Annotated in this window: 26 protein-coding genes; 13 read left to right on the forward strand and 13 right to left on the reverse strand. The window is 72.1% G+C overall.

All coding sequences use genetic code 11. The features are described from left to right. Window positions 1–5: 5 nt before the first annotated feature. Genes argC through lysW form a run of 3 tightly spaced genes read right to left on the reverse strand, consistent with a single transcriptional unit; the run spans window position 6 to window position 2,100 of the window. Window positions 6–1,031: an N-acetyl-gamma-glutamyl-phosphate reductase gene (gene argC / locus F4559_RS23365; RefSeq protein ID WP_184672037.1), complete on the reverse strand. Its 1,026-nt coding sequence runs from the start codon at window positions 1,029–1,031 to the stop codon at window positions 6–8. Further along, entirely contained in the window at window positions 1,028–1,888 is an 861-nt protein-coding gene (lysX, locus tag F4559_RS23370) for a lysine biosynthesis protein LysX (RefSeq protein ID WP_184672039.1), read from the reverse strand. Before lysX ends, argC begins: the two co-directional genes overlap by 4 nt. 29 nt (window positions 1,889–1,917) lie before the next feature. After that, the gene (gene lysW, locus F4559_RS35455; RefSeq protein ID WP_184672041.1) at window positions 1,918–2,100 is read right to left on the reverse strand and encodes a lysine biosynthesis protein LysW; all 183 of its coding nucleotides are present in this window, start codon (window positions 2,098–2,100) and stop codon (window positions 1,918–1,920) included. 241 nt (window positions 2,101–2,341) lie between these two features. Between lysW and F4559_RS23380 the strand changes: the two genes are divergently transcribed. The 4 genes from F4559_RS23380 (at window position 2,342) to F4559_RS23395 (ending at window position 6,794) form a co-directional block, all read left to right on the forward strand. Beyond that, the gene (locus F4559_RS23380) at window positions 2,342–3,199 is read left to right on the forward strand and encodes a family 3 encapsulin nanocompartment shell protein (RefSeq protein ID WP_184672043.1); all 858 of its coding nucleotides are present in this window, start codon (window positions 2,342–2,344) and stop codon (window positions 3,197–3,199) included. After that, window positions 3,189–4,112: a sulfotransferase gene (locus tag F4559_RS23385; protein WP_184672045.1), complete on the forward strand. Its 924-nt coding sequence runs from the start codon at window positions 3,189–3,191 to the stop codon at window positions 4,110–4,112. The genes F4559_RS23380 and F4559_RS23385 overlap by 11 nt, the downstream gene beginning before the upstream one ends. Before the next feature lie 12 nt (window positions 4,113–4,124). Further along, entirely contained in the window at window positions 4,125–4,895 is a 771-nt protein-coding gene (locus F4559_RS23390) for an SDR family NAD(P)-dependent oxidoreductase (protein ID WP_184672047.1), read from the forward strand. 66 nt (window positions 4,896–4,961) lie between these two features. Continuing rightward, on the forward strand, window positions 4,962–6,794 hold the full coding sequence (locus tag F4559_RS23395) for a M20/M25/M40 family metallo-hydrolase (RefSeq protein ID WP_221447357.1): 1,833 nt from the start codon (window positions 4,962–4,964) through the stop codon (window positions 6,792–6,794). A gap of 197 nt (window positions 6,795–6,991) precedes the next feature. On the opposite strand, the gene F4559_RS23400 is transcribed toward F4559_RS23395, so the two are convergent. The 6 genes from F4559_RS23400 to F4559_RS23425 form a co-directional block, all read right to left on the reverse strand. Then, on the reverse strand, window positions 6,992–8,293 hold the full coding sequence (locus F4559_RS23400) for an FAD/NAD(P)-binding protein (protein WP_184672052.1): 1,302 nt from the start codon (window positions 8,291–8,293) through the stop codon (window positions 6,992–6,994). Window positions 8,294–8,308: 15 nt separating this feature from the next. Next, window positions 8,309–9,181: a LysR substrate-binding domain-containing protein gene (locus tag F4559_RS23405; RefSeq protein WP_184672054.1), complete on the reverse strand. Its 873-nt coding sequence runs from the start codon at window positions 9,179–9,181 to the stop codon at window positions 8,309–8,311. 70 nt (window positions 9,182–9,251) lie between these two features. Then, window positions 9,252–9,986 carry a 3'(2'),5'-bisphosphate nucleotidase CysQ gene (locus F4559_RS23410; RefSeq protein ID WP_184672056.1) on the reverse strand — a complete coding sequence of 245 codons (735 nt, stop codon included), beginning with the start codon at window positions 9,984–9,986 and terminating at the stop codon, window positions 9,252–9,254. Further along, window positions 9,983–11,806, reverse strand: coding sequence for an adenylyl-sulfate kinase (gene cysC, locus F4559_RS23415; RefSeq protein ID WP_184672058.1), 1,824 nt, complete (start codon window positions 11,804–11,806; stop codon window positions 9,983–9,985). Before cysC ends, F4559_RS23410 begins: the two co-directional genes overlap by 4 nt. Continuing rightward, complete coding sequence (gene cysD / locus F4559_RS23420; protein ID WP_184672060.1) at window positions 11,806–12,717, reverse strand: sulfate adenylyltransferase subunit CysD; 912 nt, start codon at window positions 12,715–12,717, stop codon at window positions 11,806–11,808. The genes cysC and cysD overlap by 1 nt, the downstream gene beginning before the upstream one ends. Window positions 12,718–12,749: 32 nt before the next feature. Beyond that, complete coding sequence (locus F4559_RS23425) at window positions 12,750–13,259, reverse strand: hypothetical protein (RefSeq protein WP_184672062.1); 510 nt, start codon at window positions 13,257–13,259, stop codon at window positions 12,750–12,752. A 633-nt stretch (window positions 13,260–13,892) separates the two neighbouring features. Here F4559_RS23425 and F4559_RS23430 point away from each other — a divergent pair. The 4 genes from F4559_RS23430 to F4559_RS23445 are packed head-to-tail and all read left to right on the forward strand — an operon-like array spanning window position 13,893 to window position 17,948. Beyond that, on the forward strand, window positions 13,893–14,924 hold the full coding sequence (locus tag F4559_RS23430) for a TetR/AcrR family transcriptional regulator (RefSeq protein WP_184672064.1): 1,032 nt from the start codon (window positions 13,893–13,895) through the stop codon (window positions 14,922–14,924). Continuing rightward, window positions 14,921–15,469, forward strand: a complete 549-nt coding sequence (locus F4559_RS23435) for a transcriptional regulator (protein ID WP_184672066.1) — start codon at window positions 14,921–14,923, stop codon at window positions 15,467–15,469. The genes F4559_RS23430 and F4559_RS23435 overlap by 4 nt, the downstream gene beginning before the upstream one ends. Further along, a complete protein-coding gene (locus F4559_RS23440) occupies window positions 15,466–16,758 on the forward strand; it encodes a PEP/pyruvate-binding domain-containing protein (RefSeq protein ID WP_312865787.1) in 1,293 nt (430 codons plus the stop codon). The genes F4559_RS23435 and F4559_RS23440 overlap by 4 nt, the downstream gene beginning before the upstream one ends. Before the next feature lie 44 nt (window positions 16,759–16,802). Then, a complete protein-coding gene (locus F4559_RS23445; RefSeq protein ID WP_184672068.1) occupies window positions 16,803–17,948 on the forward strand; it encodes a Vgb family protein in 1,146 nt (381 codons plus the stop codon). 44 nt (window positions 17,949–17,992) lie between these two features. Here F4559_RS23445 and F4559_RS23450 read toward each other — a convergent pair whose 3' ends face one another. Genes F4559_RS23450 through F4559_RS23460 form a run of 3 tightly spaced genes read right to left on the reverse strand, consistent with a single transcriptional unit; the run spans window position 17,993 to window position 22,856 of the window. Continuing rightward, window positions 17,993–19,267, reverse strand: coding sequence for a maltokinase N-terminal cap-like domain-containing protein (locus F4559_RS23450; protein ID WP_184672070.1), 1,275 nt, complete (start codon window positions 19,265–19,267; stop codon window positions 17,993–17,995). Continuing rightward, entirely contained in the window at window positions 19,264–20,913 is a 1,650-nt protein-coding gene (gene treS, locus F4559_RS23455; RefSeq protein ID WP_184672072.1) for a maltose alpha-D-glucosyltransferase, read from the reverse strand. Before treS ends, F4559_RS23450 begins: the two co-directional genes overlap by 4 nt. Then, on the reverse strand, window positions 20,910–22,856 hold the full coding sequence (locus F4559_RS23460; protein ID WP_184672074.1) for a maltotransferase domain-containing protein: 1,947 nt from the start codon (window positions 22,854–22,856) through the stop codon (window positions 20,910–20,912). Before F4559_RS23460 ends, treS begins: the two co-directional genes overlap by 4 nt. Before the next feature lie 261 nt (window positions 22,857–23,117). Between F4559_RS23460 and F4559_RS23465 the strand changes: the two genes are divergently transcribed. After that, window positions 23,118–23,426 carry a transcriptional regulator gene (locus tag F4559_RS23465; protein ID WP_184672076.1) on the forward strand — a complete coding sequence of 103 codons (309 nt, stop codon included), beginning with the start codon at window positions 23,118–23,120 and terminating at the stop codon, window positions 23,424–23,426. Here F4559_RS23465 and F4559_RS23470 read toward each other — a convergent pair. Beyond that, window positions 23,391–23,975, reverse strand: coding sequence for a hypothetical protein (locus tag F4559_RS23470; protein ID WP_184672078.1), 585 nt, complete (start codon window positions 23,973–23,975; stop codon window positions 23,391–23,393). The two genes, F4559_RS23465 and F4559_RS23470, sit on opposite strands and share 36 nt — an antisense overlap. A gap of 73 nt (window positions 23,976–24,048) precedes the next feature. On the opposite strand from F4559_RS23470, the gene F4559_RS23475 reads away from it, so the two are divergent. The 4 genes from F4559_RS23475 to F4559_RS23490 are packed head-to-tail and all read left to right on the forward strand — an operon-like array spanning window position 24,049 to window position 26,658. Continuing rightward, complete coding sequence (locus F4559_RS23475) at window positions 24,049–24,507, forward strand: YbaB/EbfC family nucleoid-associated protein (protein WP_184672080.1); 459 nt, start codon at window positions 24,049–24,051, stop codon at window positions 24,505–24,507. Beyond that, window positions 24,504–24,812: a type VII secretion target gene (locus F4559_RS23480; RefSeq protein WP_184672082.1), complete on the forward strand. Its 309-nt coding sequence runs from the start codon at window positions 24,504–24,506 to the stop codon at window positions 24,810–24,812. Before F4559_RS23475 ends, F4559_RS23480 begins: the two co-directional genes overlap by 4 nt. Then, window positions 24,809–26,185 (forward strand): WXG100-like domain-containing protein, encoded by a 1,377-nt coding sequence (locus tag F4559_RS23485; protein WP_184672084.1) that lies wholly within the window; start codon window positions 24,809–24,811, stop codon window positions 26,183–26,185. The genes F4559_RS23480 and F4559_RS23485 overlap by 4 nt, the downstream gene beginning before the upstream one ends. Continuing rightward, window positions 26,182–26,658 (forward strand): hypothetical protein, encoded by a 477-nt coding sequence (locus F4559_RS23490; RefSeq protein WP_184672086.1) that lies wholly within the window; start codon window positions 26,182–26,184, stop codon window positions 26,656–26,658. Before F4559_RS23485 ends, F4559_RS23490 begins: the two co-directional genes overlap by 4 nt. Window positions 26,659–26,698 lie beyond the last annotated feature (40 nt).

A 26,698-nucleotide genomic window follows, 5' to 3' on the forward strand; every position in this document is an offset into this window, starting at 1 on the left:
AGCGGTCAGTTCGGGTGCAGACCGGTGAACTCGAGCCCGGCCCGCTCCGACAGGCCGTAGCGCACGTTCAGACACTGCACGGCGTTGCCGGCGCCGCCCTTGACGAGGTTGTCCAGCGCCGAGATCACGGTGACCTGCGGCGAGCCGGCCTCGAGCGCGAAGCCGACGTCGCAGAAGTTGGACCCGGACAGGATCTTGGCGTCCGGGAACCGGTGCAGGCCCCGCCGGTGCGCCACCACGCGGACGAACGGCTCGTCGCCGTACGCCGCCCGGTAGGCGGACCGGATGTCGCGCTCGTCCACGTCCGGCGCGAGGTGCGCCCGGCTGACGAGCTGCACGCCGCGCACCGCCTCGACGCCCGTGGCCGTCATGCGCACCGGCAGACCCGTGGCCTGGGAGATCTCGGCCTCGTGCCGGTGCCTGGTCGGCGCGAACACCCGCAGGGCGCCGCTGCGCTCGGCGTGCAGGTTCTCCGAGCCGGCCTTGGCGCCCGAGCCGCTGGAGCCGGTGCGCGCGTCCACGGTGATCTCGCCGCGGATCAGCCCGGCGTGCGCGAGCGGGGTCAGCGCGAGGATGCCCGCGCTGGCCATGCAGCCCGGCACGCTGATCCGGTCGGCCGTGCGCAGCGCCTCGCGGTGCAACTCGGGCAGGCCGGTGACGAACGACTCGATCAGGTCGGGCGCCGTGTGCGGTGTGCCGTAGTAGTCCTCGTAGGCGGCGGTCGACGCGAGCCGGAAGTCGCCGGACAGGTCGATCACGGTCCGGGCCAGGCCCAGGAACTCCGTCATCCGCGCCATGGTCTCGCGGTGCGGCGTCGCCAGGAAGATCGCGTCGTAGTGGTCGAGTTCGTCCTCGGCGCTGAACCTCAGCGTGGTGCGGCTGCGCAGGTTCGGGTGCACGCCGTCGATCTGGCGGCCCTGGAGGCTGCGCGAGGTGGCCGCGGCCAGCTCGACGTCCGGGTGGGACACGAGCAGGCGGAGCAGTTCGCCGCCGATGTAGCCGGCGGCACCGACGACCGCGACCCGGATCATGCGGCGGCCCTGCTCAGCAGCAGGTCCACGATGCGGTCCGCGACGTCCAGACCGGGGTGGGCGCTCTGGAAGCCCTTGAACTCCACCCGGTCGTTGACTTCGAGCACGGTCAGGCGTCCTTCCTCTGCCTCGATGAGGTCGACCCCGGCGATGTCCGCGCCCACGGCGGCGGCGGCGCGGACCGCGAGATCGGTGATCTCGTCCGTGAGCGGGCACGGCTCGCTGGCCGCGCCGCGCGCCACGTTGGTGCGCCACTCGTCGCCCCGCCGGTGCGTCGCGCCGACGACCTCGCCGCCGACGACGATCACGCGGATGTCGCGGTCGGCCCGACCCACCAGTTCCTGGAGGTAGACCACGTGCGACTGGGGCGAGGGCAGCGCCTCGACGTGTTCGAGCACGGCCGCGGCCGAGTCGCGGTCGGCGACCTTGGTGACCAGCCGGCCCCAGGACCCGACCAGCGGCTTGATCACCGCCGGGTAGCCGATCTCCTCCAACGCCTTGAGCGCGGCCTCGGAGGTGAGCGCCAGCGTGGTCGCCGGTGTCGGCAGCCCGGCCGCGAGCAGGGCCGCCGACGTGTGCCACTTGTCGCCGCTGACGTGGGTCGCGGCGGCCGAGTTCAGCACGGTCGCCCCGGCCGCTTCGAGGGCACTGGCCGCGTAGAGCGCGCGGTAGTGCCCGACCTCGCGGTTGACGACGAACTCCGGACCCGCCCAGGCGGCGCCGCCGGTGACGGACAACGTCCTGGGGTCCAGGTGCTCGAATGCGACGCCGCGCCGGTCGAGCGCGGCCATGATGGCTTTCTCCTCGACGCGCACCCGGGATGCCAGAACGCCCAGGCGCGGACCAACCGGATTCATCCTCATACGTCCCTAGATGAGGGGGCGGACTACTCGCCCCAGTCCTCTTCGACCTCCGGCGCGCGCACCAGGGTCGGCGGATCGACGGATTCGATCTCCAATTCGCTGCGGCACTCGACGCATTCGACGATCTCGCTCACGCGGGCGTCGGCGTCGAGGCCGACGTCGGCCGCGCACTCGGGGCACTCGGCGGCGAGCACGGTCTTCGACATGTCATTCCCTACTTCCTGGCGGTGCGTGATCGGGGTAGGACCAAGTTATGTCCGGAACGTGAAAATATCCAATAACCGCCCGTTGTCGTCTCACACCGGACGACTTATGAGCAGGCACGATAATCACGCGGCTACACATGTATAAGCAGGGCTGCGGCTGCGGAGCGTAAAAATCCCGGCATCCGATCCTATGCTCGTCCGGAGGCTTTCCGACTCTTTCCGCCGCCCACGAGGAGTGCAGATGACTTCGACCCTGACCGTCGCGGACCCCGCCCGTACGCCCGGCGCGGAGTTCGCCGCGATCGCCGGTGCCGCGTCGGACGCCGGGGACCTGGTGGTCCCGTTCTCCACCCACCTGCCCGCGGCGTTCCCGCTGTTCGCGTCCCGCCCGCGCTACCCCGTCCGGCACCTGCTCAAGACCGCGCGGGTGGCCGACGGGCCGGCGACGTTCGTGCACGAGCCGCCGCGCGGCGCGCTCGCCACCGCGGGCACCTCGTACGCGAGCACGCCCGAGGCCGCGTTCGCGCCCCGGCTCGCCGAGACGCCGCTGACCGACCTGGTCGCCCGCGTCCCCGCGCCCGAGGGCGTGCTCGACCACCCGGAGCTGCTCGCCCAGTACGTCGACTTCCGCGTGCTGGTCCGGCTGTCCGTGGTGGAGAACCAGTCCCTGCTCACCGGCACGGCCGACGGCGCGATCACCGGTCTGCTGAACCTGCCGGGCACCCGGCACACCGCGTCGCCGCACGGCCTGGAGCAGGCCGTCACCCGGGCCGCCGCCGAGGTCGAGGAGACCGGCGGGTCGTGCGACGGGATCGTGGCGCACCCGTTCACCTACTGGGAGATGGTGCGCACCGGTCTGCTGGGCCGCCTCCAGGTCGCGGGCATCACCGTGTCGCGCACCCGGATGATCCCGCGCGACTCGTTGCTGCTGGGCGACTTCCGGGCCGCGTTCACGCTGCTGCTGCCCGACGTCGCGCACATCGCGCTGCGCCGGGAGTCCGACGGCGACGTGTTCGAGGCGTCCACCCGGATCGGCCTGGCCGTACACCTGCCGCAACACCTCATGACGCTGTCGTGGCAGGCCGACGATGGCGCCTGAGACCCGCGTCCTCTACATCACGGGCTGGATGCGCAGCGGCAGCACGCTGCTGGGCAACGTGCTCAACGAACTGCCCGGCGTGCTGCACGTCGGCGAGCTGCACTACCTGTGGCGCAACGGCGTCCTCAAAGAGGGCACCAACACGCTGTGCGGCTGCGGCCAGGACCTGACGCAGTGCGAGCTGTGGTCGGCTGTCCTGTACGCCGACGGCTCCGCCGACCCGTCGGCCGCGCGCCGGATGGTCGCGCAGCAGCGGCACTACCTGCGCACCCGGCACACCGCCGCCCGCCTGGCCGACTGGCGACGCGGCGGGAGGCCGCCGCGCGGGGTCGTCGAGGCGACCGGGCGCACGGCCGGGATCTACCGTGGTCTGGCGGGCAACGGCGCCGGCCGACTGGTCGTCGACGGGTCGAAGTACCCCGGCGAGGCCGCCGCCCTGCTCGGCCGCGAGGACCTGGACGTGCGCGTGCTGCACATGGTCCGCGACCCGCGGCCGACCGCGCTGTCCTACAAGCGCGCCAAGGACTACATCGACCCGATGAGCCCGGCGGGCAGCAGTGCCTACTGGACCGCGTTCAACGTCGCGTCCGAACTGCTCGGCCGCGCCGCGCCCGACCGCTACCTGCGGGTGCGGCACGAGGACCTGTGCGCCGACCCGCGCGGCGTGCTGACCGAGGTCATGGAGTTCGCGGGACTCGACGGGGAGCCGCCCGTCGACGCCGACGGTCGGGTGACCCTCGGCGTGAACCACACCGTCACCGGCAACCCGGACCGGCTCGCCCGGGGTGCCACCACGATCCGCGCCGACGACCGGTGGCGCTCCGCACTGAGCACACGGGAGATCGTCGCCGCGTCCGTGCCCGCGCTGCCGCTGCTCGCGCGCTACGGATACCGGCATCTGCCGATCGGATGAAGAGGATGGGACATGGACCTCGGGATCAAGGGGCGGGTGGCCCTGGTCGCGGCGTCGAGCAGCGGACTCGGCCTCGCCGTCGCCAAGGCGTTCGCCGCGGAGGGCGCGCACGTGTCGATCTGCGGGCGCGACCCGGCACGGCTGGCCAAGGCGCACGCCGAGGTGAACGCGGCCGGACCCGGTGACGTGCTCAGCGTCCCCGTGGACATCCGCGACGAGCACGCGGCGGCGGCCTGGGTGCGGCACACCGCCGACGTGTTCGGCGGACTCGACATCGTGGTCACCAACACCGGCGGCGTGCCGTTCGGCCCGGTCGACAGCTTCGAGCCCGCCGACTACCGCGAGGCGGTCGACGGGAACCTGCTGCCGCACGTGTCGATCACCCTGGCCGCGCTGCCGATCCTCAAGGCGGCCGGCTGGGGCCGCATCGTGATGATCGCGTCCGAGGCGGTCAAGCAGCCCAGCCCGGCCAGCGGCCTGTCGTCGGTGGCCCGGCTGGGGCTGCTCGGGCACATGAAGGGCCTCGTGCACGCGTTGGGCGCCAACGGGGTCACGGTCAACGTGATCGCGCCCGGCTACCACCGCACCCCGATCCTCGACGAGCAGTTCGGCGACCACGTCGAGGACGAACTCGCCCGCGTGGCGCGCGGCATCCCGCTCGGGCGCATCGGCGACGCCGGGCACTTCGGCGCGCTGGTCGCCATGCTCTCCGGTGACCAGGCGTCCTACGTCACCGGCACGGTTCTCGTCGCCGACGGCGGCAACACCCGCGGCATCGGCTGAACAGGAGACGCAAGGATGTCCGTACTCGGGCACGTCGCCGGCACACGGAAGTCGGCGCTGTACGTTGTGAAGATCGGAAGCGCGTCGCTGCGCCACGACACCGTCTTCGACGAACTGGCGGGCATCCCGCTGCGCGGCGCGCGCGTGCTGCTGGTGGCGGGCGGCGCGGCCGGGATCGTCGAGCACTACGAGAGCATCGGCCGGGACATCAGGTTCCTGCGGCTGCGCAACGGCGACGACGTGCGCTACTGCCCGCCGGAGGAGATGGCGCACATCGTCGAGGCGTACCGGCGGGTCACGCTGCCGCGCGTGCGGCAGGCGCTGGCCACGCGCGGGATCATCGCCTACACGGCACCGGCGGCGGACGACGCCCTGGTGTGCGGCACGGCCAACCCGCCGATCCGCGCGGTCAGCGACGGCCGGGTGACCGTGGTGCGCGACCACCGCGCGGGCGTGGTGTCCGGTGTGGACGTCGAGCGCATCCTGTCCCTGCTGGAGGCTTTCGACGTGGTGTGCCTGTCGCCGCCGGTGTCCGACAGCGCGGGCGGGTCGGCGTTGAACGTGGACGCGGACGTGCTGGCCGCGGAGCTGGCCAACGCCCTGGACGCCGACCACCTGCGGCTGGTGACCGGGACGCCGGGACTGCTGGCCGACCCGACCGACCCGACCTCGCGGCAGGAGCACGTGCTGCCGGGCGAGGGCGGGCAGTACGCGTCCGGGCGGATGAAGCAGAAGGTCCGCGCGGCCGAGATCGCGCTGACCGGCGCGGCGGACGTGGCGATCACCGGGCCGCACGTGCTGGCACCCGCGTCCGGGACGCGGTTCTGGCGGGCCACGCCGCCGGCCGACGACCTGAACCTGCTGACGCGGACGGTGGAGCTGTCGTCGGTGTCGGCCGACGAGCGCGAACTCGCCGACTACCTGGTCGACTGGTGTACCGAGCACGGCGTGGACTCCGGCATCGACCAGGCCGGGAACTTCGTGGCCGTGCGCGGGTCCGGCGCGCGCCGACTGCTGCTGCTGGGCCACCTGGACACCGTGGCCCACCGGTGGCCGGCGCGGTGGTCGAACGACGAGGTGCTGCACGGACGCGGGACCGTGGACGCGAAGGGCAGCCTGGCCGCGTTCCTGGAGACCCTCGTCGAGGCGGACGTCCCGGCGGGCACGCAGTTGCGCGTGGTCGGTGCGGTCGAGGAGGAGATGACCTCGGCCGGTGCGTTCTTCGTCCGCGACAACTACCCGGCCGACGCGGTGATCGTCGGCGAGCCGTCCGGCGCCGGTGCGTTGACGATCAGCTACCGGGGTCTGCTCAAGATCCGGCTGACCGTGCGCACGCCGGTCGGCCACACGGCCGGGCACGGTGTCGTGACGGCCGCGGACCAGTTGGTGGACGTGGTGGCCCGGTTGCGCGCGGCGATCGCGGAGTACTCGCCCGAGGCGATGATGGCCGTGCTGGGCCTGGACGCGCGCAACGGCGGCGACGTGCAGTTGGGCGAGGCGGTGTTCGACGTGCGGGTGCCGCACACGACCGACGTGCACGCGTTGGCGGCGTTGGTGGAACGGGTGGCCGAGCCGGTGCGGACGACCGTGCTGCGGGCGACGCCGGGCCACGCCACGCCGCGGACCAGTCCGCTGGTGCGGGCGTTCTCGCCCGCTTTCCGGGCGGCCGGGGTCACGCCCCGGTACCTGGCCAAGAAGGGCAGCAGCGACATGAACACGTTGGCCACGACGTGGCGCGACGTGCCCATGGTGGCCTACGGCCCGGGTGACGCTTCCCTGGACCACACCCCCCAGGAGCACATCACCGCCGCGGAGTTCCGCCTGTCCCGCAAGGTCCTGTCCGCCGCCGTGACCCACTGGCTGACCCGCACCGACCACCCCACCACCACCCCCGCCTAATCCCTCCCCGGGTGGGCCGGCCCTCCGGCCCACCCCCACCCTCGCGAGTTATGCACTCGGACACCACGAAATGTGCACTCGGACACCATGAGTTATGCGTTCGGGCACCATGGGCCTCGCCAGGGTCGGTGCACGAATGCATGTTTCACGGTGTCCGAGTGCACATTTCGCGGTGTCTGAACGTATAACTCGCGGGGTCAGGCCGCGTGGTAGGCGGTGGTGGACAGGTGGGTGGCGACGGACTCGGCGACGGTGGTGGCCTGGGCGCGGATCTCGGGGTACGCGGTGGTCTCCCACAGGTCGCCTCGGCGCGGGGCGCCGATGGTCCACAGTGGAGCGTCGAGCGGCAGCACACGGCCGTCGGGGGCGGTGCGGATGCCCAGGCCCAGAGGGTCACGGCGGATCAGACCGGTCCGGAGCAGGGACCGGATCAGGGGGTCGGTGGCGAGCGCGGGGTCGTTGTGCTGACCCGTGCAGTCGACGACGGCACCCACGCGCAGCACCGAACCCGTCGACAAGCGCACGTGCACGGCGCGGCGGAACAGGTCGGCCGCCACGACGGACCCCCGGTGCACGCGCAGACGACCGACGGCCCGCGTCCTGCCCACCCACGAGGCAGCCGCCGGCGGCATCCGGTGCCGACGGACGTCCCACAGCCGCACGTCCTCGGCCAGGAACCGCGCCCGATCCACCTCGGACAGCCGTTGCCACAACCCCGCCGTCACGGGCCGCAGCCCGTCGACGGCCGTGCGCCAGTCCCCCAGCGCACGCACCCGCCCGACGAGCAAGGCGCGCACCGAGTCCAAGTCCGAACACCCCTCCACCCGCGGCACGTCGACCGGCCGGGACGGCGCATGTGCACGGGGCAGCAACCCGTGCCGGGACACCGCGTGCACCACCCGTCCGGGCCGGTCCAGCAGCATGGTCACGTCCACCGCCGTCAACCCGGTCCCCACCAGCAGCACGTCCAGGTCGTCCGGCACCGACACGAAAGCGTTTGCGGACCAGGGGTTCGGCACGAAGCGCGAGTCGGCGACCAGCGCCGGCGGAGCCCACGACCCCGACGACGGGAACGCGCCCACCGCCAGCACGGCCGCGTCGAACGGCAACGCCCGCCCGTCCGCCAACTCGACCGCACCCGCACGCACCCCCACCGCCCGCGCCCGCACGTGGCGCACGGGACACCCCGCGAGCACCGACCCCAGGTACGTGCCGAAGTGGTGGCGGGCCAGGAACTCCCCCGGCCCCACCGCGCGCCCGGTCAGCCGGGACGCCCACCGCACGAAGTGGTCCGGCTCGTCCGGGAACGCGCTCATCCGCCCCGCCGGGGTGTTGAGCAGGTGCCCGGCGTGGCCGGTCGAGTACGCCACGCCCCGGCCGGGCCGCGGGTCCGGGTCGACCAGCGACACGTCGGCGGGCAGACCGGCGAGCCGGGCCGCGACCGTGACGCCGGCGGCACCGGCACCCACGATCACGACCCGGCTCCTGGTGTGGTCCATGGTCATCCTCCCCGGTCATTCGGCGAACGGGTAGCCGTGCAAAGCGTTCTGGAGCGCGCGCTTGGCCACGCGCGTGAAGCCCGGCGACGCCGCACCCGGCGAGATCGCCATCGTCACCGGCACCGGGCCGGGCGGCTCGGGCAGCTCGCGCTCGGTGCGCGGCAGGCCCCACAGCTCGTCGCCGTTGGCGACCAGGCACGCCACGCCGAGACCGGCCTTGGCCGCCGCCCGCAGGCCGATCAGCTCCGCACCCTCGTAGCCGACACGCCAGGGCATGTCGGAGGCGTTGAACGCGTCGACGATCCGGCCGCGCAGGCTGCACGGCTCGGTGAACAGGGTCAACGGCAGCGCGGCGCCGTCGGAGTGCACGGGCCGGCCGAACCAGTCCATCCGCAGCCGCCCCAGTTCGTGGCTGGTGCCCGCGGTGAGCTGCGGCCGGGGTTGCAGCAGCAACGCCAGGTCGAGCCGACCGGCCGCCACCTGCGACTCCAAGGACTCGCTCAGGCCCGTGCGCACGCTCACCTGCGCGTGCGGCATGCCCTTGGCCAGCAACGCCAGGATCTCCGGCAACGCCTCGGCCAACTGGTCGCCGATCCCGATCGCCAGCCGCACCTTGCCCGACTGCGGCACGAAGCGGTCGACGGCCTCGTCGTTGAGCGCGACGATCCGCCGGGCGTAGCCGAGCAGCTCCTCGCCCTGCGCGCTGAGCTTCAGCTCGCGCCCGGTCGACAGGAAGATCGGCCCCTTGACCAGGCTGCCGAGCTGCCGGATCTGCTGGCTCACGGCCGGCTGCGTCACGTGCAACACCTCGGCCGCGCGGCGGAAACCGCCGACGTCGACGACGGTGACCAACGCCCGCAGGCGGTTGATCTGCAAATCGTGGTACATCTCGCGTGCACCTCCACGGTGGCGGACCGCGCGGCCGGGACCGCGCCGGGCGGTCCCGTCGCGACGCGGCTCAGGTCGCCCTGATCGCCGCCAGCACCCTCGGCGCCGCGTCCGCGCGGCAGATGAGCAGGTCGGGCAGGTACGGGTGGGGCCGGTTGTAGACCAGGGGCGAACCATCCACACGGGACGCGTGCAGTCCGGCGGCGAGCGCGACGCCGACCGGTGCGGCCGAGTCCCACTCCCACTGCCCACCCGCGTGGACGAACGCCTCGGCCTCGCCCCGCAGCACGGCCGTCGCCTTGGCGCCCGCCGAACCCATGGGCGTCAGCACCGCGCCGAGGTCGTCGGCGACGGCGGCGGCGAACGACGGCGGCCTGCTGTCGCTGACCAGGATTCGCGGTACCGCTGGAGCGGGCGCTGACTTCCGGACGACGTCGTCGCTGGCGTGCACCAGGTTCAAGCCCGGCACGGCGACGGCGGCGGCCATGATGCCACGTCCGCGTTGCCACAGCGCCACGTGCACGGCCCAGTCGACCCGTCCGGGCCGGCCGTACTCGCGCGTGCCGTCGAGCGGGTCGACTATCCACACGCGACTCGCGCCCAGCCGGGCCGGGTCGTCCGCGGCTTCCTCGGACAGCACGGCGTCGTCCGGTCGACACGCGGCCAGCTCCGCGAGCAGGAACGCGTTGGACTCGGCGTCGCCGCGCCGCATGAGGTCGTCGCCGCCGGACTCGCGGATCTTGAGCAGGAGGTCGCCCGCCTCGCGCGCCAACCGCGCCGCGAGCCGGGCGTCGGCGTCGCTCATCGGTCCAGCAGCGCGAGCACGGCGGCGGCACCGTCCGCCGGGTCGCCGTCGGCGGGGCGCAGCACCAGCTCCGGGTCGACGGGCGCCTCGTACGGGTCGTCGACCCCGGTGAAGCCGCGGATCTCCCCGGCCCGCGCCCGCGCGTACATGCCCTTGGGGTCACGTCGCTCGCAGATCTCCAACGGCGTGTCCACGAACACCTCGACGAACTCCAGCCCGGCCGCCTCGTGCGCGGCGCGCACCGCGTCGCGGTCGGCCTGGTACGGGCTGATCAGGGACACGATCGCGACCGTGCCCGCGTCGGCGAACAGCCGCGCGACGGCACCCGTGCGACGCACGTTCTCCGCGCGGTCGTCGGCGGCGAACCCGAGGTCGGCGTTGAGGTCGTGGCGCAGGTTGTCGCCGTCGAGCAGGTACGCGGGCCGGCCGGACGCGACCAGGCGGCGTTCGAGTTCGGCGGCCACGGTCGACTTGCCCGAGCCGGACAGGCCGGTGAGCCACACGGTCAGGCCGCGCGTCGGCCGCTGCTCGCGGGTGACGGTCGGCGCGTGCCACACGACGTTGGACGAGGACACGCGCGGGCCGGTGATCATGCCCGCCGCGACCGTGTCGTTGGTGGCCTCGTCGACCAGGACGAAGCTGCCCGTGCCCCGGTTGCGCCGGTAGGAGTCGAACAGCAGCGGCGTCTGGGTGTGCAGGCTGATGCGGCCGATCTCGTTGAGCGACAAGCCCGTCGCGGTCTCGTCGCGGTGCAGCGTGTTGACGTCGAGCCGGTAGTCCAGCGTGCGCACGGACGCCTTCACGAGCTGCGACGTGTGCTTCACCAGGTACTTCGCCCCCGGCTTCAACGTCGACCGCTCGGTCAGCCAGCAGACCATGGCGTCCACGTCCTGGCCCACGTGCGGCCGGTTGTTGGGCCGGCACAGCAGGTCGCCCCGGCTCACGTCCACGTGGTCGGCCAGCTCGACGGTCACGGCCTGGGGCGGGAACGCCTCGGCGACCGGCTCGCCGCCGGGTCCCCAGAGCCGCTCGACGACCGTGGTGAACCCGGACGGCAGCACCACGACCTCGTCGCCGGGCCGGAACACGCCGCCGGACACCGTGCCCGCGTAGCCCCGGAAGTCCTGGTGCGGCCGGATCACGTACTGGACGGGCAGCCGCGCGTCGATCAGGTTGTGGTCGGACGCGACGTGCACCTCCTCCAGGTGGTGCAGCAGCGACGTGCCCTCGTACCAGGGCGCCTCGGTGCCCCGGTTCACCACGTTGTCGCCGTTGAGCGCGGACATCGGCACGAACGACAGGTCGGGCACGTCCAGCCGCATGGCGAACCGGCGGAACTCCTCGCGGATCTCGTCGTAGCGCTCCTGGGACCAGCCGACCAGGTCCATCTTGTTCACGCACACCACGAAGTGCGGGATGCCGAGCAGGGCGGCGATGAACGCGTGCCGCCGGGACTGCTCCAACACGCCCTTGCGCGCGTCGACCAGGATCAGCGCCACGTCGGCGGTGGACGCGCCGGTGACCATGTTGCGCGTGTACTGGACGTGTCCGGGCGTGTCGGCGATGACGAACTTGCGCCGGGGCGTGGCGAAGTAGCGGTGCGCGACGTCGATGGTGATGCCCTGCTCGCGCTCGGCGCGCAGGCCGTCGGTGAGCAGCGCCAGGTTCGGCACGTCCTCGCCGCGTTCGCGGCTGGTGCGCTCGATGGCGGCGAGCTGGTCGACGAAGAACGCCTTGGAGTCGTAGAGCAGTCGGCCGATCAGGGTCGACTTGCCGTCGTCGACGCTGCCCGCGGTCGCGATCCGGAGTAGCGGTCCCATCAGAAGTACCCCTCCTTCTTCCGGTCTTCCATGCCCGCCTCGGAGATCCGGTCGTCGGCGCGGGTGGCGCCGCGTTCGGTGACGCGGGTGGCCGCGACCTCCGCGACCACCTCCTCCGGGGTGGTGGCGTCGGACTCGACGCAGCCGGTGCACGTGGCGTCGCCGACGGTGCGGAACCGCACCAGCTGCTCGACCGGCTCCTCGCCGTCGAGCAGCGTGACGAACCTGGTGTGCGCCAACAACATCCCGTCGCGGTGCACCACCGGCCGGCGGTGCGCGTAGTAGATGGACGGCAGCTCGATCGCCTCGTCCCGGATGTACTGCCAGATGTCCAGCTCGGTCCAGTTGGACAGCGGGAACACCCGGATGTGCTCGCCCTTGCGGTGCCGCCCGTTGTAGAGGTTCCACAGCTCGGGGCGCTGGTTGCGCGGGTCCCACTGGCCGTACTCGTCGCGGAAGCTGAAGACCCGCTCCTTGGCGCGGGCCTTCTCCTCGTCGCGACGGGCGCCGCCGAACACGGCCGTGAAGCCGTTCTCGGTGATGCCGCGCAGCAAAGCCGCGGTCTGCAACCGGTTGCGGCTCGCGCGCGGACCCGTCTCCTCGACGACCCGGCCCGCGTCGATGTCGTCCTGCACGCTGCTCACCACCAGCCGCAGCCCGAAGCGCTCGACGGTGGCGTCCCGGTAGGCGATGACCTCGTCGAAGTTGTGCCCGGTGTCGACGTGCATCACCGGGAACGGCAGCGGTGCGGGCCAGAACGCCTTGGCGGCCAGGTGCAGCATCACCACCGAGTCCTTGCCGCCGGAGAACAGCAGCACGGGTTTCTCGAACGTGGCGGCGACCTCGCGGAAGATGTGCACCGACTCGGCTTCCAGTGCCCGCAGGTGGGAAAGCTCGTACGTGGTGGTCACGGGATCTCCGTCCCTTCGCAGGTGTTCGCGGATCACGAGCGCCGCTTGGTCCGGCGCCGGCGTGCGCGGTGGCCGCCCGAGGGACGCCGGGGTGCGCGGGTGCGCAGGGCGAGCCACTCCTGGCCCGCCTCGCACCGGTCCGGTGCGCACGTGGCGTGCCCGCAGTCGGTCACGGGCCGGCCGGCGGCCTCGACCAGCTCGCGCACCTCGACGGCGAAGTCCGCGGCGGCGGCGTGCCCGGCCAGCCAGGCGAGGTTCACGTCGAGGAACACGGCGAGGTCCTCGACCTCGCCGGTGGCAGGCCCCACCACACCGCGCTCGCACACGACCAGCGAGCACCAGGAGGCGAGGATGTCGTCGACATCCGCACGCACCCGCGTGGTCCGCGCGTCGTCGTGCCACGCGCCGCACTCCCGGTGGAGCGCGGGCAGCGAGAGCAGTTCGCGGGCCAGCACCTGCCGGCACTGGCCGCACAGGTGGAATCCGGCCCCGGTCCGGTGCGCGCAGACCGGCGTTTCGCATGCCTTGTCGGCGTCTCCCATCATTCCTCCCAGCGGTCGGTCGCCCCGAATCCTGCGAACGGCCGCTGGACCCCCGGTAGCGGCGGCCTTGACTCCGGCCGGCACACCGTTCGGCGGAGCGGGTGGGATACGCCTGGCAGTGCTTGGACCGCGACGGTCTCGCCGCGGGGTCCGACGGCGGAGATGGCGGCAGAAGCCGTTGCGCGACAGTGAAGACGTGTCAGCACGAGTACGACTGCGCGGCGTGGATTCCCGAGGCGCGATTCGCGACATGAGTTCGACGGACCCGCTCACCCCGTCGACCCGCTCGCTCCGACGGGATGTCCCGCACCGACCCGGTTCGGCCGCCCTGCCCGATTCGGCGTGGTTCGGCCCGCCGCGGTTCGGTGGCGGGCGCGAAGAAGAGGCCCCAAAGAAGAAACCCGAGAGACGAGGCCCGCGTGGAGGCCCGGCGGGTGGGCGCGAAGGGGGTGTCGCGCCCAGCCGCCGGGCTGCTCTCCGACCTCTCGGCGCGAGAGGGGTGTCCGCCGGGTCGGAGAGGCTGGGTCCGAGAGTGCGCCCCCGCCCTGGAGTCCGGACGGACCAAAACGAGATGTTCCCATCATCTGGATTGTGTGCGTATCCTGATGACATGAGTACCGAGCCGGGTGCGCCGTGGTCCGCCTGACCCGCGCCCAACAGCAGGAACGCACCCGTGACGCGGTCCTGGCCGCCGCCCGCGACGAGTTCGCCGAGCATGGCTACCTGGAAGCCCGGATCGACCGGATCGCCGACCGGGCCGACCTGACCCGCGGCGCGGTGTACTCCAACTTCCCCGGCAAACGCGCCCTCTACCTGGCCGTCCTGGTCGACCTCGTGGACCACGCCGAGGGTGGCCCGGTGCCGTCCCCGGGCACGCCGGGTGCGTTCGCCCGCGCCTGGCTCGACCGCCTGCCGCTCGCGGGCGACGCACCGGCGGACGGCCACCTGCGACTGCGGTCGTTGGGCGGCGTGCTGGACGACGAGCCGCTGCGCGCGGCATTGGCCCAGGTCGTGCAGGTCGAAGCGCTGCTGCTGGGGCTGGCCCTGGAGACCGGTTCCCGCCGGGTGCGGTTGGCCGAACTGGTGCTGACGCTGCTCGGCGGCGTCGCCCGGCTCGCCGAGGCCGCGCCCGGCGCCGGCGACCCGTTCGACGTGGCCCGCGCGTGCGACCACCTGGCGTCGCTCGACCTCGAAGACTCCTGGGACCCGCCGTACCTGCCGCTGATCCCGCCGCCGACTCCCGGCGACGACCCGTGGCGACCGCCCGCGTGGTGGCCGGACCTGGTGGGCGGCGGGTCGGCCGACCTGACGCTCGACGGGGTCGTGGCGTTCCTGGGCACGCGGCGCCTCGGCGCGATCGAGGAGGCCGTGCGCGCGGCCGGCCCCGAGGACGCGGTCACGGCCGTGGTGCTCACGTCGAACCCCGCCGAGGCGGGACGGTTGGTGCGCCTGCGGATCGGGGACGTGGCGGGGTGCCTGCACCGGGCGTTCGAGGCACCGCCGGCGCTGCGGATCGTGCTCGACGACGACACCCTGGCCGCCTACGCCGGGGTGGCCAACGCCGACGACACCGAGGCCGCGATCCGGGTCCGGAACGGGAAGGTCGTGGCCCACGCCTCCGGTCGGGGAGCCTGCCACGCGGTCGCGAAAGGGCTTGACCGATGACATCCGTCGCCACGCTGTACGCATTGCGCTGCATGGGTTCCTGCGGCACGGCGCGAATCGCCGTCGCCCTCGGGACCGAAGAGTCCACAGTGGACTCCGACCTGATCGACCTCGCGGTGGCGGGCATGGTCGCACGCGCCCAGGGCGCGTGGTGCCTGACCGACAAGGGCCGGGCCGCCGACGCGTGGTACCGGGCCGAGGAGGTGAAGGCCGTCCACGACGCGGTCATGGCCGCGTACAAGGACTTCATGGTCCTCAACCCGGAACTGCTCGACCTGTGCACGGCGTGGCAGCTACGCCGCGCCGACACCGACCGGGTGCTGGAGCTGTTCGCCGACTTCGACCACCGGGCGGACGCGGTGCTCGAAGCGCTGGCCACCGCGCTCCCCCGGTTCGCGCGCTACCGCGAACGCCTGTCGGCCGCGCTGGCCCGCGCCCGCTCCGGGGAGTCGGCGTACCTGGCGGACCACCTGGAGTCCTACCACACGGTGTGGTTCCAGCTGCACGAAGACCTGTTGGCCACGTTGGGCATGCCCCGGTGGTGAGCCACGTCCACCCCCTTGTCCCCGCACCGGTACGACTTGTCGGTGCCAAGGCACAGGGCCTGGCCACCATGCTGGGCCTGGGCCTTCCCGTGCCGCCCGGCGTCGTCGTGGACACGGCCGCGTGCCGGGAGTTCCTGGGCTCGGGCCGGTTGCCGACGGGCCTGCTCGCCGAGCTGACCGCCGCCGTGCCCGACGGGCCGCTGTCGGTCCGCTCGGGCGCGGCCGTGTCGATGCCGGGGATGATGTCCACGATCCTGGACGTGGACCGCGCGCACCTGGAAAGCGCGGTCGAGGCCGTGTTCTCGTCCTGGAACACGCCGCGTGCGCGGACCTACCGCGCCCTGCACGACATCCCGCACGGCCTGGGCACGGCAGCGGTCGTCCAGGCCATGGTCTTCGGCGACCGGGACCCGCACAGCGGCACCGGGGTGGCGTTCAGCCGCGACCCGAACACCGGCGCTCCCACACCGTACGGCGAAGTCCTTTTCGGACACCGGGGCACGGACGTGGTGTCCGGCAGCCACCTCACGTCGCCGCTCGCGGCGCTGGACCGCGAACCCGGCGTGTGGCACGACCTGCGGTCCGCTTTGGCGACGCTGGAGGGGCACTACCGCGACGTGTGTTCCGTGGAGTTCACCTTCGAGTCCGGGAAGCTCTGGCTCCTCCAGGCCCGAGCGGGTGGACTGGTCGGCACGGCGGCCGTGCGCGCGGCGGTCGACCTCGCGCGGGAGGGTCGGATCGACCGGACGAGGGCGGTACTCCGCGTCGATCCCCGGGATCTGGCGGAGGTCCCCCGCATCGCCGACCCGACCCCGCTGCTGGGCCGCGGCACCGGCGCCGTACCCGGCGTCGCCGTGGGCCGCGTGGCCACGACCGCGGACCGGGCCGCGCGGACGACCGGGCCGGTGATCCTGGTCCGCCCGGAGACGTCCCCGCTGGACCTGCACGGCATGGCCGCGTCGGTCGGCATCGTCACCGCACGCGGCGGTCCGACCAGCCACGCCGCCGTGGTGGCCCGCGCCGCCGGGACCCCGGCCGTGGTCGGTGTCCGTGACCTGGTCGTCCACGAAGGCGAGGCCCGCTTCGGGTCGACCGTGGTCCGCGACGGGACCGTGATCGCGGTGGACGGCGGCGGCGGGCTGGTCGTCGAAGGACGGCCGGACATCACCACGTCGCCGTCCACGCACATGCGCACCTTGCTCGCGTGGGCGGACGAGATCTCGGGAACGACCTTCCCGTCGGCACCCGAACGCCTCGCCACCGCGCACTCCGCGCTCCGGACCACCTGATGGAGTGATCCCCGGAACCCTTCGACGCCACTACCCTCGCCTGGATGCGACGAGCGAAAAGCTTGCGACACAAGCACTTCCGACTGGCCGTGCTCCTGGCACTGGTCGCGGCCCTCGTCCCGGGCACGGCGTCGGCCGCGACCCCGATCGTCGAGTACGGCCCGGTGCCGTCGGCACTGCCGGTGGGCGGGGTCTGCGAGGTCGAGTTCGACGACACCGGCGCGCTGTGGATCGAGCAGTACCTGAGCGGCCAGGTCGCCCGCTTCGACCCGGTGTCCGGCACCTTCGCGAACTTCTCCACACCGATGCCGCTGTCCGTGCCGGGCGGCATGGACGTGGCCGGCGACGGCCTGTGGCTGCCGCAGGTCACCGGCAACAGCCTGCTCCGCGTCGACACGACCGACGGCTCGATGACCGAACACCTCCTGCCGTGGGCGAACGCGTTCAGCCTGACCGCCCTGGACATCCCCCTGCACACCGGGCTCGGCCTGGCCAACGACCTCGCCGTCGGCCCGGACGGTGCGCTGTGGTTCACGCTCGGCGGGCTCGACTCGATCGGCCGCTACGACCCGGCCACCGGGGAGTGGGGCAGGTACCGCGTGCCGGGTGAGATCCTCGGGCAGCTCGGCGCCCTGTTCGGCATCATCAAGCCGGGGCCGGGGCGGACCGTGCTGTTCAACCTGCCGCAGCTGAACAAGGTCGCGACGATCGACGTCGACACCAAGGCGTTCACGCAGTACACGATGCCCACCCCGGCGTCGTACCCGGTAGGCGTCCGCACGGCGGGCGACGGCACGATCTGGGTCGGCGAGTCGCTGGGCATGAAGATCGCGAACATCGACCCCGTCACCGGACGCATCGTCGAGTACCCGCTGTCCGGCCTCGGCGGCATCCTGAACAGCGTGTTGGCGGGTCTGGGCATCGGCAGCGTCGGCAACCCGCTGCCCATGGCCGGTCCGATCGCCGAGGCGGCGGACGGCCGGATCTACTTCTCGGTGAGCTTCCCGGCCGCGTTCGGCCTGGGCAACCAGATCGCCCGCTTCGACCCGACCACCCGCCAGGTCCGCATGTGGCCCACCCCGTCGTCGGCCTCGTACCCGTGCGACGTCAACGTCACCAGCCCGGACGCCGTGTGGTTCGGCCTGCTCACCCCGAACCGGATCGGAAAGCTCCCGCTGTCCACGCCGTGACCCGCCGGCGCGGGGGTTCTCCGGAGAACCCCCGCGCCCTGGCATCAGCCCACGGGTCCGATCAGGTCGCGGACCGCCCGCAGGGGCACGGTCCGCCACTCCGGCCGGTTGGCCGACTCGTAGCGCACCTCGTACAACGCCTTGTCCAGCTCGTAAGCCCGCAACAACGCCTTCGACGCTTTGAGGTCCACGGCCGAGTGGCCGGAGTAGCCGGTGAGGAACGCGCGCCGGGCGTCACGCACCCAGTCGCGCGACCGGCGTTCGTGGTCGGCCGACCACGTCGACGCGTCGAGCCGGTGGTGGCCCGCCACGTAGTCGAACGACCGCAGCATCCCGGCCACGTCGCGCAGCGGCGAGTCCGCCCGTGCCCGTTCGGTCGGCGACGCGCTGGGTTCGCCTTCGAAGTCCAGCAGCGTCCACTGGCCAGAGGAGAGCAGCACCTGGCCCAGGTGCAGGTCGCCGTGCACCCGGTGCGCCACGGCCGGTTCGGCGGACCGCACCCGTTCGTCGAGCAGCACCCGCAGCGCGGACGCGTGCGGCGCCAACTCCGGTGCCACGGCCAAGGTGTCGTCGAGCCGGCCGAGGAACCGGTCGGCGGTGGTGTCCGGCGACAGGCGGGAGAAGCCCAGCGCCCGGCCGAGCCGACCGTGCACCCCCGCCACCGCGACCCCGAGCCGACCGAGCCCGCCGACCAGGTCCAGGTCGCGCGACCGGCCCGCGAGCACGTGCCCGAGGTCGTCCAGGGCCGCCGACCAGCCCTCGACCGCGTCCGCGACGAACGACTCGACCAGGCCGAGCGTGTCCGTGCCGTCCAACGCGAACGTGCCCAGCAGGTCCGGCACGTAAGGACTTTCCCGCAACACGCGGTGCAACGTCACGTCCGGGTTCTCCCCCGGCCACACGCGCCGGAACACCTTGAGCACGCTGTGCCCGCCGATCACCACCGAGGTGTTCGACTGCTCCACGCCCATCGCCCGCACGGACACCGGCAGCGGCAGTTCGGCGCCGGGTTCCGGGCGGAACGCCACGGCACCGGGCCGTCCGGCGGCCACCGCCTCGTACAGCCCGACCACCAGCTCCGGGTCGGCCAAGGCGTCGAAGTGCACCAGGCCGTCCGCCGTGCCGATCACCGCCCCGGCGGGCACGTCGGCCGACGTGCGGATGCCCACGGGCACGTGGAACCGTCCCAGTGCGGTGTCCACAATGGCCAGTACGCCGCCGTCCGCGAACGGCTCGGCCCGCACCACGCGCACCTCGCCCGCGTCCTCGCCGGGGAACCAGCGCTGCCGGGGCAGCCAGTCCGCCAGTCCGGGGATCACGCCGCCGCCCCGATCGCGAACCAGAAGAACCCGTGGCCGGGCACGGTGATCCGGTACGGCGCGGCGCCGACGACCGGGAAGTCCACGCCGCCGGTCAGTTCGGTGACCGTCCGCCCGGCGAACCCGCCGAGGTCCAGGTCGACCGGCTGCGGTCGGGCGGACAGGTTGTTGACGCACAGCACCACGTCGTCGCCGTGCTCGCGCAGGTAGGCGAGCACGGCGACGTTGTCCGGGCGCAGTTCGCGGAAACCGCCGAGCCCGAACGCGGGGTGCCCGCGGCGGACCTCGATCATGCGCTTCGTCCAGTGCAGCAGCGAGCCGGGGCTGCCGAGCTGCGCCTCGACGTTCGTGGCCTGGTAGCCGTAGACGGCGTCCGACACGACCGGCAGGTAGAGCCGGCCCGGGTCGCCGGTGCCGAACCCGGCGTTGCGGTCGGGCGTCCACTGCATGGGCGTGCGCACGCCGTCGCGGTCGGGCAACCAGATGTTGTCGCCCATGCCGATCTCGTCGCCGTAGTACAGCACCGGCGAACCGGGCAGCGACAGCAGCATGGCCGTGAACAGCTCCTGCCGGTCGCGGTCGTTGTCCAGCAGGGGCGCGAGCCGTCGCCGGATGCCGATGTTGGCCTTCATGCGCGGGTCCTTCGCGTACTCCGCGTACATGAAGGCCCGTTCCTCGTCGCTGACCATCTCCAGCGTCAGCTCGTCGTGGTTGCGCAGGAAGATGCCCCACTGGGTGCCGGACGGGATCTCCGGCGTGGCCGCGAGGATCTCCGAGATCGGCTCGCGGGTCTCCTGCCGCACGGCCATGAACAGCCGGGGCATGAGCGGGAAGTGGAACGCCATGTGGCACTCGTCGCCACCCACGTCCGGGTCGCCGAAGTAGTCCACGACGTCGGTCGGCCATTGGTTGGCCTCGGCCAGCAGCACCCGGCCGGGGTACTCGTCGTCGACGACCTTGCGGCACAGCCGCAGGAAGTCGTGCGTCTCCGGCAGGTTCTCGCCGCTGGTGCCTTCACGCTCGAACAGGTAGGGCACGGCGTCGAGCCGGAAGCCGTCGATGCCCAGGTCGAGCCAGAACCGCATGACGTCGAGCATCGCGTCCCGCACGGCCGGGTTGTCGAAGTTCAGGTCGGGCTGGTGGGAGAAGAACCGGTGCCAGTAGAACTGCTTGCGCACCGGGTCGAACGTCCAGTTGGACGTCTCGGTGTCGACGAAGATGATCCGCGCGTCGGCGTACTTCGTGTCGTCGTCGCTCCACACGTAGAAGTCGCCGTACGGGCCGTCGGGGTCGCGGCGCGACTCCTGGAACCAGTGGTGCGCGTCCGAGGTGTGGTTGAGCACCAGGTCCGTGATCACGCGGATGCCCCGGCGGTGCGCCTCCTCCAGCAGGTGCACGAAGTCCTCGACCGTGCCGAACTCCGGCAGCACCGTGTGGAAGTCGCGGATGTCGTAGCCGCCGTCGCGCAACGGCGAGTCGTAGAACGGCGGCAGCCACAGGCAGTCCACGCCCAGCCATTGCAGGTAGTCCAGGCGGGACGCGAGGCCGCGCAGGTCGCCGAAGCCGTCGCCGTCCGAGTCGCTGAACGCGCGCACGAGCACCTCGTAGAACACCGCGCTCTTGAACCAGTCGTCCGCCTGGCTCATCGGGACACCACCGCGGCGACGTGGGCGACGGCCCGCGCCGGGTCGAGCCTGACGTACACCCGCTCGCCCCACTCCCACACCTGGCCGGTGACCTCGTCGCGGACGATGAAGTCGCGCTCGGCGCCCAACGCGGTGTGGTCGGGGGTCAAGGTGCCCTCCTGCGGGTGGTCGGGGTCGAGGGTCACCACGACCAGCACGGTGTCGCCGGTCGCGGGGTCACGCTTGGAATAGGCGATCAGCTTCGGGTTGTCGACGTCGTGGAAGGTCAAGCCGTGCAACGACCACAGGGCCGGGTGCGCGCGGCGGACGCGGTTGAGCAGCGCCAGCCACGGTTCGAGCGACCGGCCCTCGGCGCGCGCGGCGGCGAAGTCGCGGGGCCGCAGCTCGTACTTCTCCGAGTGCGCGTACTCCTCGCTGCCGGGTCGGACCGGTTCGCCCTCGAACAGCTCGAAACCCGAGTAGACACCCCACGTCGGGGACAGCGTCGCGGCGAGCGCGGCGCGGATGGCGAACGCCGCCGGTCCGGCGTCGTGCAGCGGCACGGGCAGGATGTCGGGGGTGTTCACGAACAGGTTGGGCCGCGACTCGTGGGCGTGGGCGAGCAGCTCGCGGCCGAAGTCGGTCAGCTCCGCCTTGTCGTCGCGCCATGTGAAGTAGGTGTAGGACTGGGTGAAACCGAGGCGGGCCAACCCGTACAGCCGCGCGGGCCGGGTGAACGCCTCGGCCAGGAACAGCACGTCCGGCCGGTCGTGGTGGACGCGGTCGATCAGCCACGCCCAGAAGTCCGGCGGCTTGGTGTGCGGGTTGTCGACCCGGAAGATCCGCACACCCCGGTCGATCCAGTACCGGACCACGCGCAGCACCGCCGCGTACAGGCCGCCCGGGTCCTCGTCGAAGTCCAGCGGGTAGATGTCCTGGTACTTCTTGGGCGGGTTCTCCGCGAACGCGATCGTGCCGTCGGGCAGTCGCGTGAACCACTCCGGGTGCTCGACGACCCACGGGTGGTCGGGCGCGCATTGCAGGGCCAGGTCGAGCGCCACCTCGATGCCCAGCCGGTCCGCCTCGGCGACGAACGCCTCGAAGTCGGCGACCGTGCCCAGCTCCGGGTGGATCGCGTCGTGGCCGCCGTGCGCCGACCCGATGGCCCAGGGCGAGCCGACGTCGTCGGGTCCGGGGTCGAGCGTGTTGTCCCGCCCCTTGCGGTTGACCTCGCCGATCGGGTGGATCGGCGGCAGGTAGACCACGTCGAAGCCCATGGCGGCCACCCGTTCCAGCCCGGTCGCGGCCGTGCGGAACGTGCCGTGCACCGGCCGCCCGGCCGCGTCGACGCCACCCGTGGAGCGCGGGAAGAACTCGTACCACGAACCGAAAGCGGCCCGGGGTCGGTCGACCCACAGCGTCAGCGGCGTGCCCTCCGTGACGAGTTCGCGCACCGGGAACTCGTCGAGGTGGGCGAGCACCGTCGGGTCGAACGCGGCGGCGAGCCTTTCGGCCAACGGCAGCGTCTCATCGCGCAACCGGGTCGAGACCCCTTCGCCGGCCGCCGCCGCGTCGAGCAGGCGGGCGCCGATCTCCAGGTCGTTGGCCAGTTCGGTCGCGTCCTGTCCGGCATCGACCTTGGCGCGCACCGCGTGCGTCCACGTCGACCAGGGATCGGACCAAGCGTCGATCCGGAACTCCCACTCACCGACGGCGTCGGGCACGATCACCGCGGCCCAGCGGTCCGATCCGGGGTCCGTCGACCGCATCCGGGTCTCCCGCCGGACGCCGTCCGGTCCGGACCACACCACGGTCGCCGCGACCGCGTCGTGCCCTTCGCGCCAGACCTCGGCGGCCACGGTCACGTGCTGTCCCACCACGGCCTTCGCCGGCCACCGTCCCGACGACACCACCGGCGAGACGTCGTCGACGACGAGCCTCCCCGGCGTCGTGTCACCGTCCATTCCAGACCACCCTCTTCCCGGATTCCCCTGGGAGGAGCAGACCTCCCGCTTTCGAGGGTGAACCCGGGGCACGAGCGGCAGCCACCAACCCGATACCACTCACAAGATTCGACGTAGTAGCCGCGATCGTCGCTTCCGGCGGCCGGGATGGCGCCCGGACAGCCGCACCGACATCCTGTTCGCCGCCAAGGACGTCCTGCTCCCCGGCACCGTCGCCGTGGTCGGGGCATTGGCCGCTTTGGTACTGAGTAGGGTGCGCCGGTGAGCGAACACCCGACCGGCGACCTCGACGACGTGGTGCGCCAGCGTGATCGACTGGGCATCCTCACGATCGCCAACGAGGCCGACCGCGTGGAGTTCGGCTACCTGCGGTCGACCCTGGACCGGACCGCCGGCAACCTGTCCCGGCACATCAGCGTGCTGGAGCAGGCGGACCTGGTCGAGGCGGCCAAGGGCTACGAGGGCAAGCGGCCCCGCACGTGGATCACCATCTCCCGGGCCGGACGCGCGGCGCCGGCCCGGGAGATGGCCGTCCTACGCGCTTTGCTCACCCGCCACGACGACGCCTGACCCGACGACGTCGCGCAGAGCCCGCACCAACCCGGCCTCGGGCAGGTCGACCCGCAGCCCGACCGGTCCGCACAGCCGCAGGACGAAGTCCTCGCCGGCCCGGTCGAACAGCACGGCCAACTCGACTCCCGTGCGCCGCTGCCAGTGCGGTGGCCAGTCGGCGGGCAGGACTTTCGCGGACGTGAACGCGTCCACCACGCGCACCGGCCCTTCGTCCCGGAAGACCAGGTGCGGGCGTTCGCGTCGCGAAGGGTCCAGTGGCAGCACCAGTTCCGCGCCGAGCAGGGCGACCACGACGTCGTCCTGCCCGACCTGCCCGGCTCCGGCGAGCAGCAGCGCGGCCTCCAGTTCGTTCTCCGGCCGGAGCAGGCGCGGGTTCTCCACGTAGGTGTCGGTGATCCGCCCGTCGGCGTCGACCAGGTAGCGCCCCACCACGGCCTCCCCCACCGGCCCGAGCACCTTCTCCAGCACCGGGTCGAACACCTGGAGCCAGGTGTTCGACGTCGCCCGTGCCCGCAGGTCGTCCGTGACGACCGGTCGTTCCCGCACGTCGTTCCCCCTCTGGTCCGAATGGATACGCATGGTGCCATTCCCGCCCACGCAATGTGACCGACGTGCCACGATGCGCCACGACCCACCAGCCGGGACCGATCCACACCGGTACTTAGCCGACTTCGAGCAGCAGTTGCAGCAGGCCCGACAGCGGATCGAGGCCGTGAACGCCGCGTTCCGCGCCGCCCGCACGACGTCCACCAGCCGCGACGGCGCCGTGACCGTGACGGTCGCCTCGGGTGGCCGCATCGAGTCGTTGCGCCTGACGCCCAAGGCGATCGAGCTGGGCTACGCGACACTGGCCGCGACCATCACCGACACCATCCGCACGGCGCAGGTCGGCGCCGCCCGGATGATCGAGGACGCCGTCCGCCCGGTCCTGGGCGACGGCGAGGGCATGGACTTCCTGCGCGAGCAGGTGGAGCGCGGCATCACCGCGATCGACTCGACCGCGGCGCCGACGGACCGCCCGGCCCGCAAGACCTCCCGGAACGACGACGACTACTACGACGGACCGGTCCTGCGATGACCGGCTTCGGTACCAGCGCCGACAACCTGGACGAGCACGCGGACTACATCGAGGACGTGCTGGCCCCGGACGTCAGGGAGGCCGTCGAGGCGGCGGGACGGGTAAAGCTCGGCGACGACTCGATGGGCCTGCTCTGCCAGGTGTACTCGTTCGTCTTCGACGAGGAACTCGACACGGCCCGGGACCTGCTCAGGAAGCTGCCCGACGCCCTGGACGCCACCGCCGGCGACCTGCACGCGACGGCCACCGGCTACCGCACGGTGGACTCGGGCGAGAGCACGAACCTGGACGGGATGAACCGATGACGGACAACGAACTCGTCGCCCCGGTCAAGGACGACGGAAAAGTTCTCGCCGGGGCCGGAATCTTCGACACGGCCGAAGACATCGGTCGCAATGTCTTCGCGACGAGAAGCGACGACGACAGTGGGCGAGCCAAGGAGATCGACGAGATCGCCGCGGCCATCGACGGCATCGCGATGAGCTTGGGTGTCGTCGGTGTCATCGCCGATCCGCTCGGTTCGCTGGCCTCCAGCGCGGTCGGCTGGATCATCGAGAACGTGAGCTGGATCCGGAAGCCGTTCGACGACCTGGCGGGTGATCCGCCTGCCGTCGAAGCGGTCGCCAACACGTGGAAGAACATTTCCGAACGCTTGGCGCAGGTCGCGGGCCAGTACCAGGAGAACCGCACAGAAGTGGTCGACTGGCGCGGCACGTCGGCCGCCTCCTACGGCGAGCACGCGTCGAAGCTCGGCGGGCAACTCACGAACGCGTCGGAGTCGGCCAAAGACGCGTCGTCCGCGATCAAGCTCGCCGGGGCGGCGGTCGCCGCCACCCGGGCACTCATCCGGGACGTACTCGCGGAACTGGCGGGCACGCTGATCACCTGGGGCATCCCGGCGCCGGCCTCGGCCGTGCCCACCGCAGGTGCCTCCATCGCCGCGTTCGTGACCCGCGCGGTCACCAAGGCGATCGAGATCGGCGGCCGGATCGCCCAGTTCCTCAAGAAACTGTTCACGATCATGGACACGCTCTCCGCATTGGCCAAGCGGATGGGTGGCAGCATGCGCGGCCGGGCCGACGAACTCGCGGACATGGCCCGTGTGTCACCCAACACCCCGGTCGGCAACCAACGGGCCGCCGACCTGATGCACGCCTCCACCACCCGCGCCTCCCGCGCCGATTCACTGGACGGCGCGGGCGACACCCTCGCCGGCGGTGCGCAACGCGGACGTGACGCCATGGACAACGTCACGAACAAGGCCGATGCCCTGGCCGACAACTGGAACAGGCGCGCAAGCGACTGGGCCGACCGCGTGAAACAGAACGGCCCGAACAGGCGGCAGAAGGTCCAGGACGTCTACGACAAACTCGGCAGCCCGTCGATGAACACCCGCAGCGCCGACATGCCCGACTCCCGCTGGGCATGGTTGACGAAGGCGGACAACGCCACCGGAAACGGCATCCTGTCCGGCCAGAACTGGGTCCGGGCGGCGCGCACGTTCGATCTGGGCCACCTGATGCCCGCCTGGGGCGACGTCATCTCCCCGATCCGGGAAGGGCTCAAAGAGCTGAACAAAGCGTTCTTGGCAGAGGATTACGAGAAGGCCAAGGAGCACCACCGCAACCGGGGCGACCAGGTCTTCCTGCCCTACCGCAACCGCGAAGAAAAACGATGACCGCGACACGCCGCCCCTGGCACCGCAAGCGCCGCCACCTGGGTCTGCTCATCATCGCCCTCTGCTACGCCATGATCTTCGTGTACGAGGTGGGGCAGGACAACGGCAAACCCGAGACCCCGACCGACGGCGTAGCCAGGGACATCACCTGCGAACGCCGCTGGTTCTTTCTCGGCGCATCCCATGTCTGCCGCGCGGTCGTCCACTACGAAGGCAAGGAGTACCCGAACATATTCACCTACGAGCTGGGCATGGACGATGTGGGACAGGAGGTCCCGGTCACCCGCACCGGGAAGTACAAGAAAAGTCAGACCCCCATGTTCACGACGGCACCCGCCCGCACGGGGGTCCCGATGTTCGTCATCCCCCTGGTCTGGTTCGCGCTCGGTTCGACGAACGTGTTCCTCCTGATCCGCATCATGCTGCTCACCGCCCCCTCTCAGCGCCCCAAGTCCAAGACGCGCATCGACTGATCGGTGGATGTCGGGCCCGCGGGGGTGGAGGTCGGGCTCC

The sequence above is a fragment of the Saccharothrix violaceirubra genome, assembly GCF_014203755.1.
In the GTDB taxonomy this organism is placed as follows: domain Bacteria; phylum Actinomycetota; class Actinomycetes; order Mycobacteriales; family Pseudonocardiaceae; genus Actinosynnema; species Actinosynnema violaceirubrum.

Excerpts from the sequence above, each read along its gene's own strand:
- argC (WP_184672037.1), bottom strand. The coding sequence starts at position 1,031 with ATGATCCGGGTCGCGGTCGTCGGTGCCGCCGGCTACATCGGCGGCGAA.
- lysX (WP_184672039.1), bottom strand. The coding sequence starts at position 1,888 with ATGAATCCGGTTGGTCCGCGCCTGGGCGTTCTGGCATCCCGGGTGCGC.
- lysW (WP_184672041.1), bottom strand. The coding sequence starts at position 2,100 with ATGTCGAAGACCGTGCTCGCCGCCGAGTGCCCCGAGTGCGCGGCCGAC.
- F4559_RS23380 (WP_184672043.1), top strand. The coding sequence starts at position 2,342 with ATGACTTCGACCCTGACCGTCGCGGACCCCGCCCGTACGCCCGGCGCG.
- F4559_RS23385 (WP_184672045.1), top strand. The coding sequence starts at position 3,189 with ATGGCGCCTGAGACCCGCGTCCTCTACATCACGGGCTGGATGCGCAGC.
- F4559_RS23390 (WP_184672047.1), top strand. The coding sequence starts at position 4,125 with ATGGACCTCGGGATCAAGGGGCGGGTGGCCCTGGTCGCGGCGTCGAGC.
- F4559_RS23400 (WP_184672052.1), bottom strand. The coding sequence starts at position 8,293 with ATGGACCACACCAGGAGCCGGGTCGTGATCGTGGGTGCCGGTGCCGCC.
- F4559_RS23405 (WP_184672054.1), bottom strand. The coding sequence starts at position 9,181 with ATGTACCACGATTTGCAGATCAACCGCCTGCGGGCGTTGGTCACCGTC.
- F4559_RS23410 (WP_184672056.1), bottom strand. The coding sequence starts at position 9,986 with ATGAGCGACGCCGACGCCCGGCTCGCGGCGCGGTTGGCGCGCGAGGCG.
- cysC (WP_184672058.1), bottom strand. The coding sequence starts at position 11,806 with ATGGGACCGCTACTCCGGATCGCGACCGCGGGCAGCGTCGACGACGGC.
- F4559_RS23425 (WP_184672062.1), bottom strand. The coding sequence starts at position 13,259 with ATGGGAGACGCCGACAAGGCATGCGAAACGCCGGTCTGCGCGCACCGG.
- F4559_RS23435 (WP_184672066.1), top strand. The coding sequence starts at position 14,921 with ATGACATCCGTCGCCACGCTGTACGCATTGCGCTGCATGGGTTCCTGC.
- F4559_RS23445 (WP_184672068.1), top strand. The coding sequence starts at position 16,803 with ATGCGACGAGCGAAAAGCTTGCGACACAAGCACTTCCGACTGGCCGTG.
- treS (WP_184672072.1), bottom strand. The coding sequence starts at position 20,913 with ATGAGCCAGGCGGACGACTGGTTCAAGAGCGCGGTGTTCTACGAGGTG.
- F4559_RS23460 (WP_184672074.1), bottom strand. The coding sequence starts at position 22,856 with ATGGACGGTGACACGACGCCGGGGAGGCTCGTCGTCGACGACGTCTCG.
- F4559_RS23475 (WP_184672080.1), top strand. The coding sequence starts at position 24,049 with ATGCGCCACGACCCACCAGCCGGGACCGATCCACACCGGTACTTAGCC.
- F4559_RS23480 (WP_184672082.1), top strand. The coding sequence starts at position 24,504 with ATGACCGGCTTCGGTACCAGCGCCGACAACCTGGACGAGCACGCGGAC.
- F4559_RS23485 (WP_184672084.1), top strand. The coding sequence starts at position 24,809 with ATGACGGACAACGAACTCGTCGCCCCGGTCAAGGACGACGGAAAAGTT.
- F4559_RS23490 (WP_184672086.1), top strand. The coding sequence starts at position 26,182 with ATGACCGCGACACGCCGCCCCTGGCACCGCAAGCGCCGCCACCTGGGT.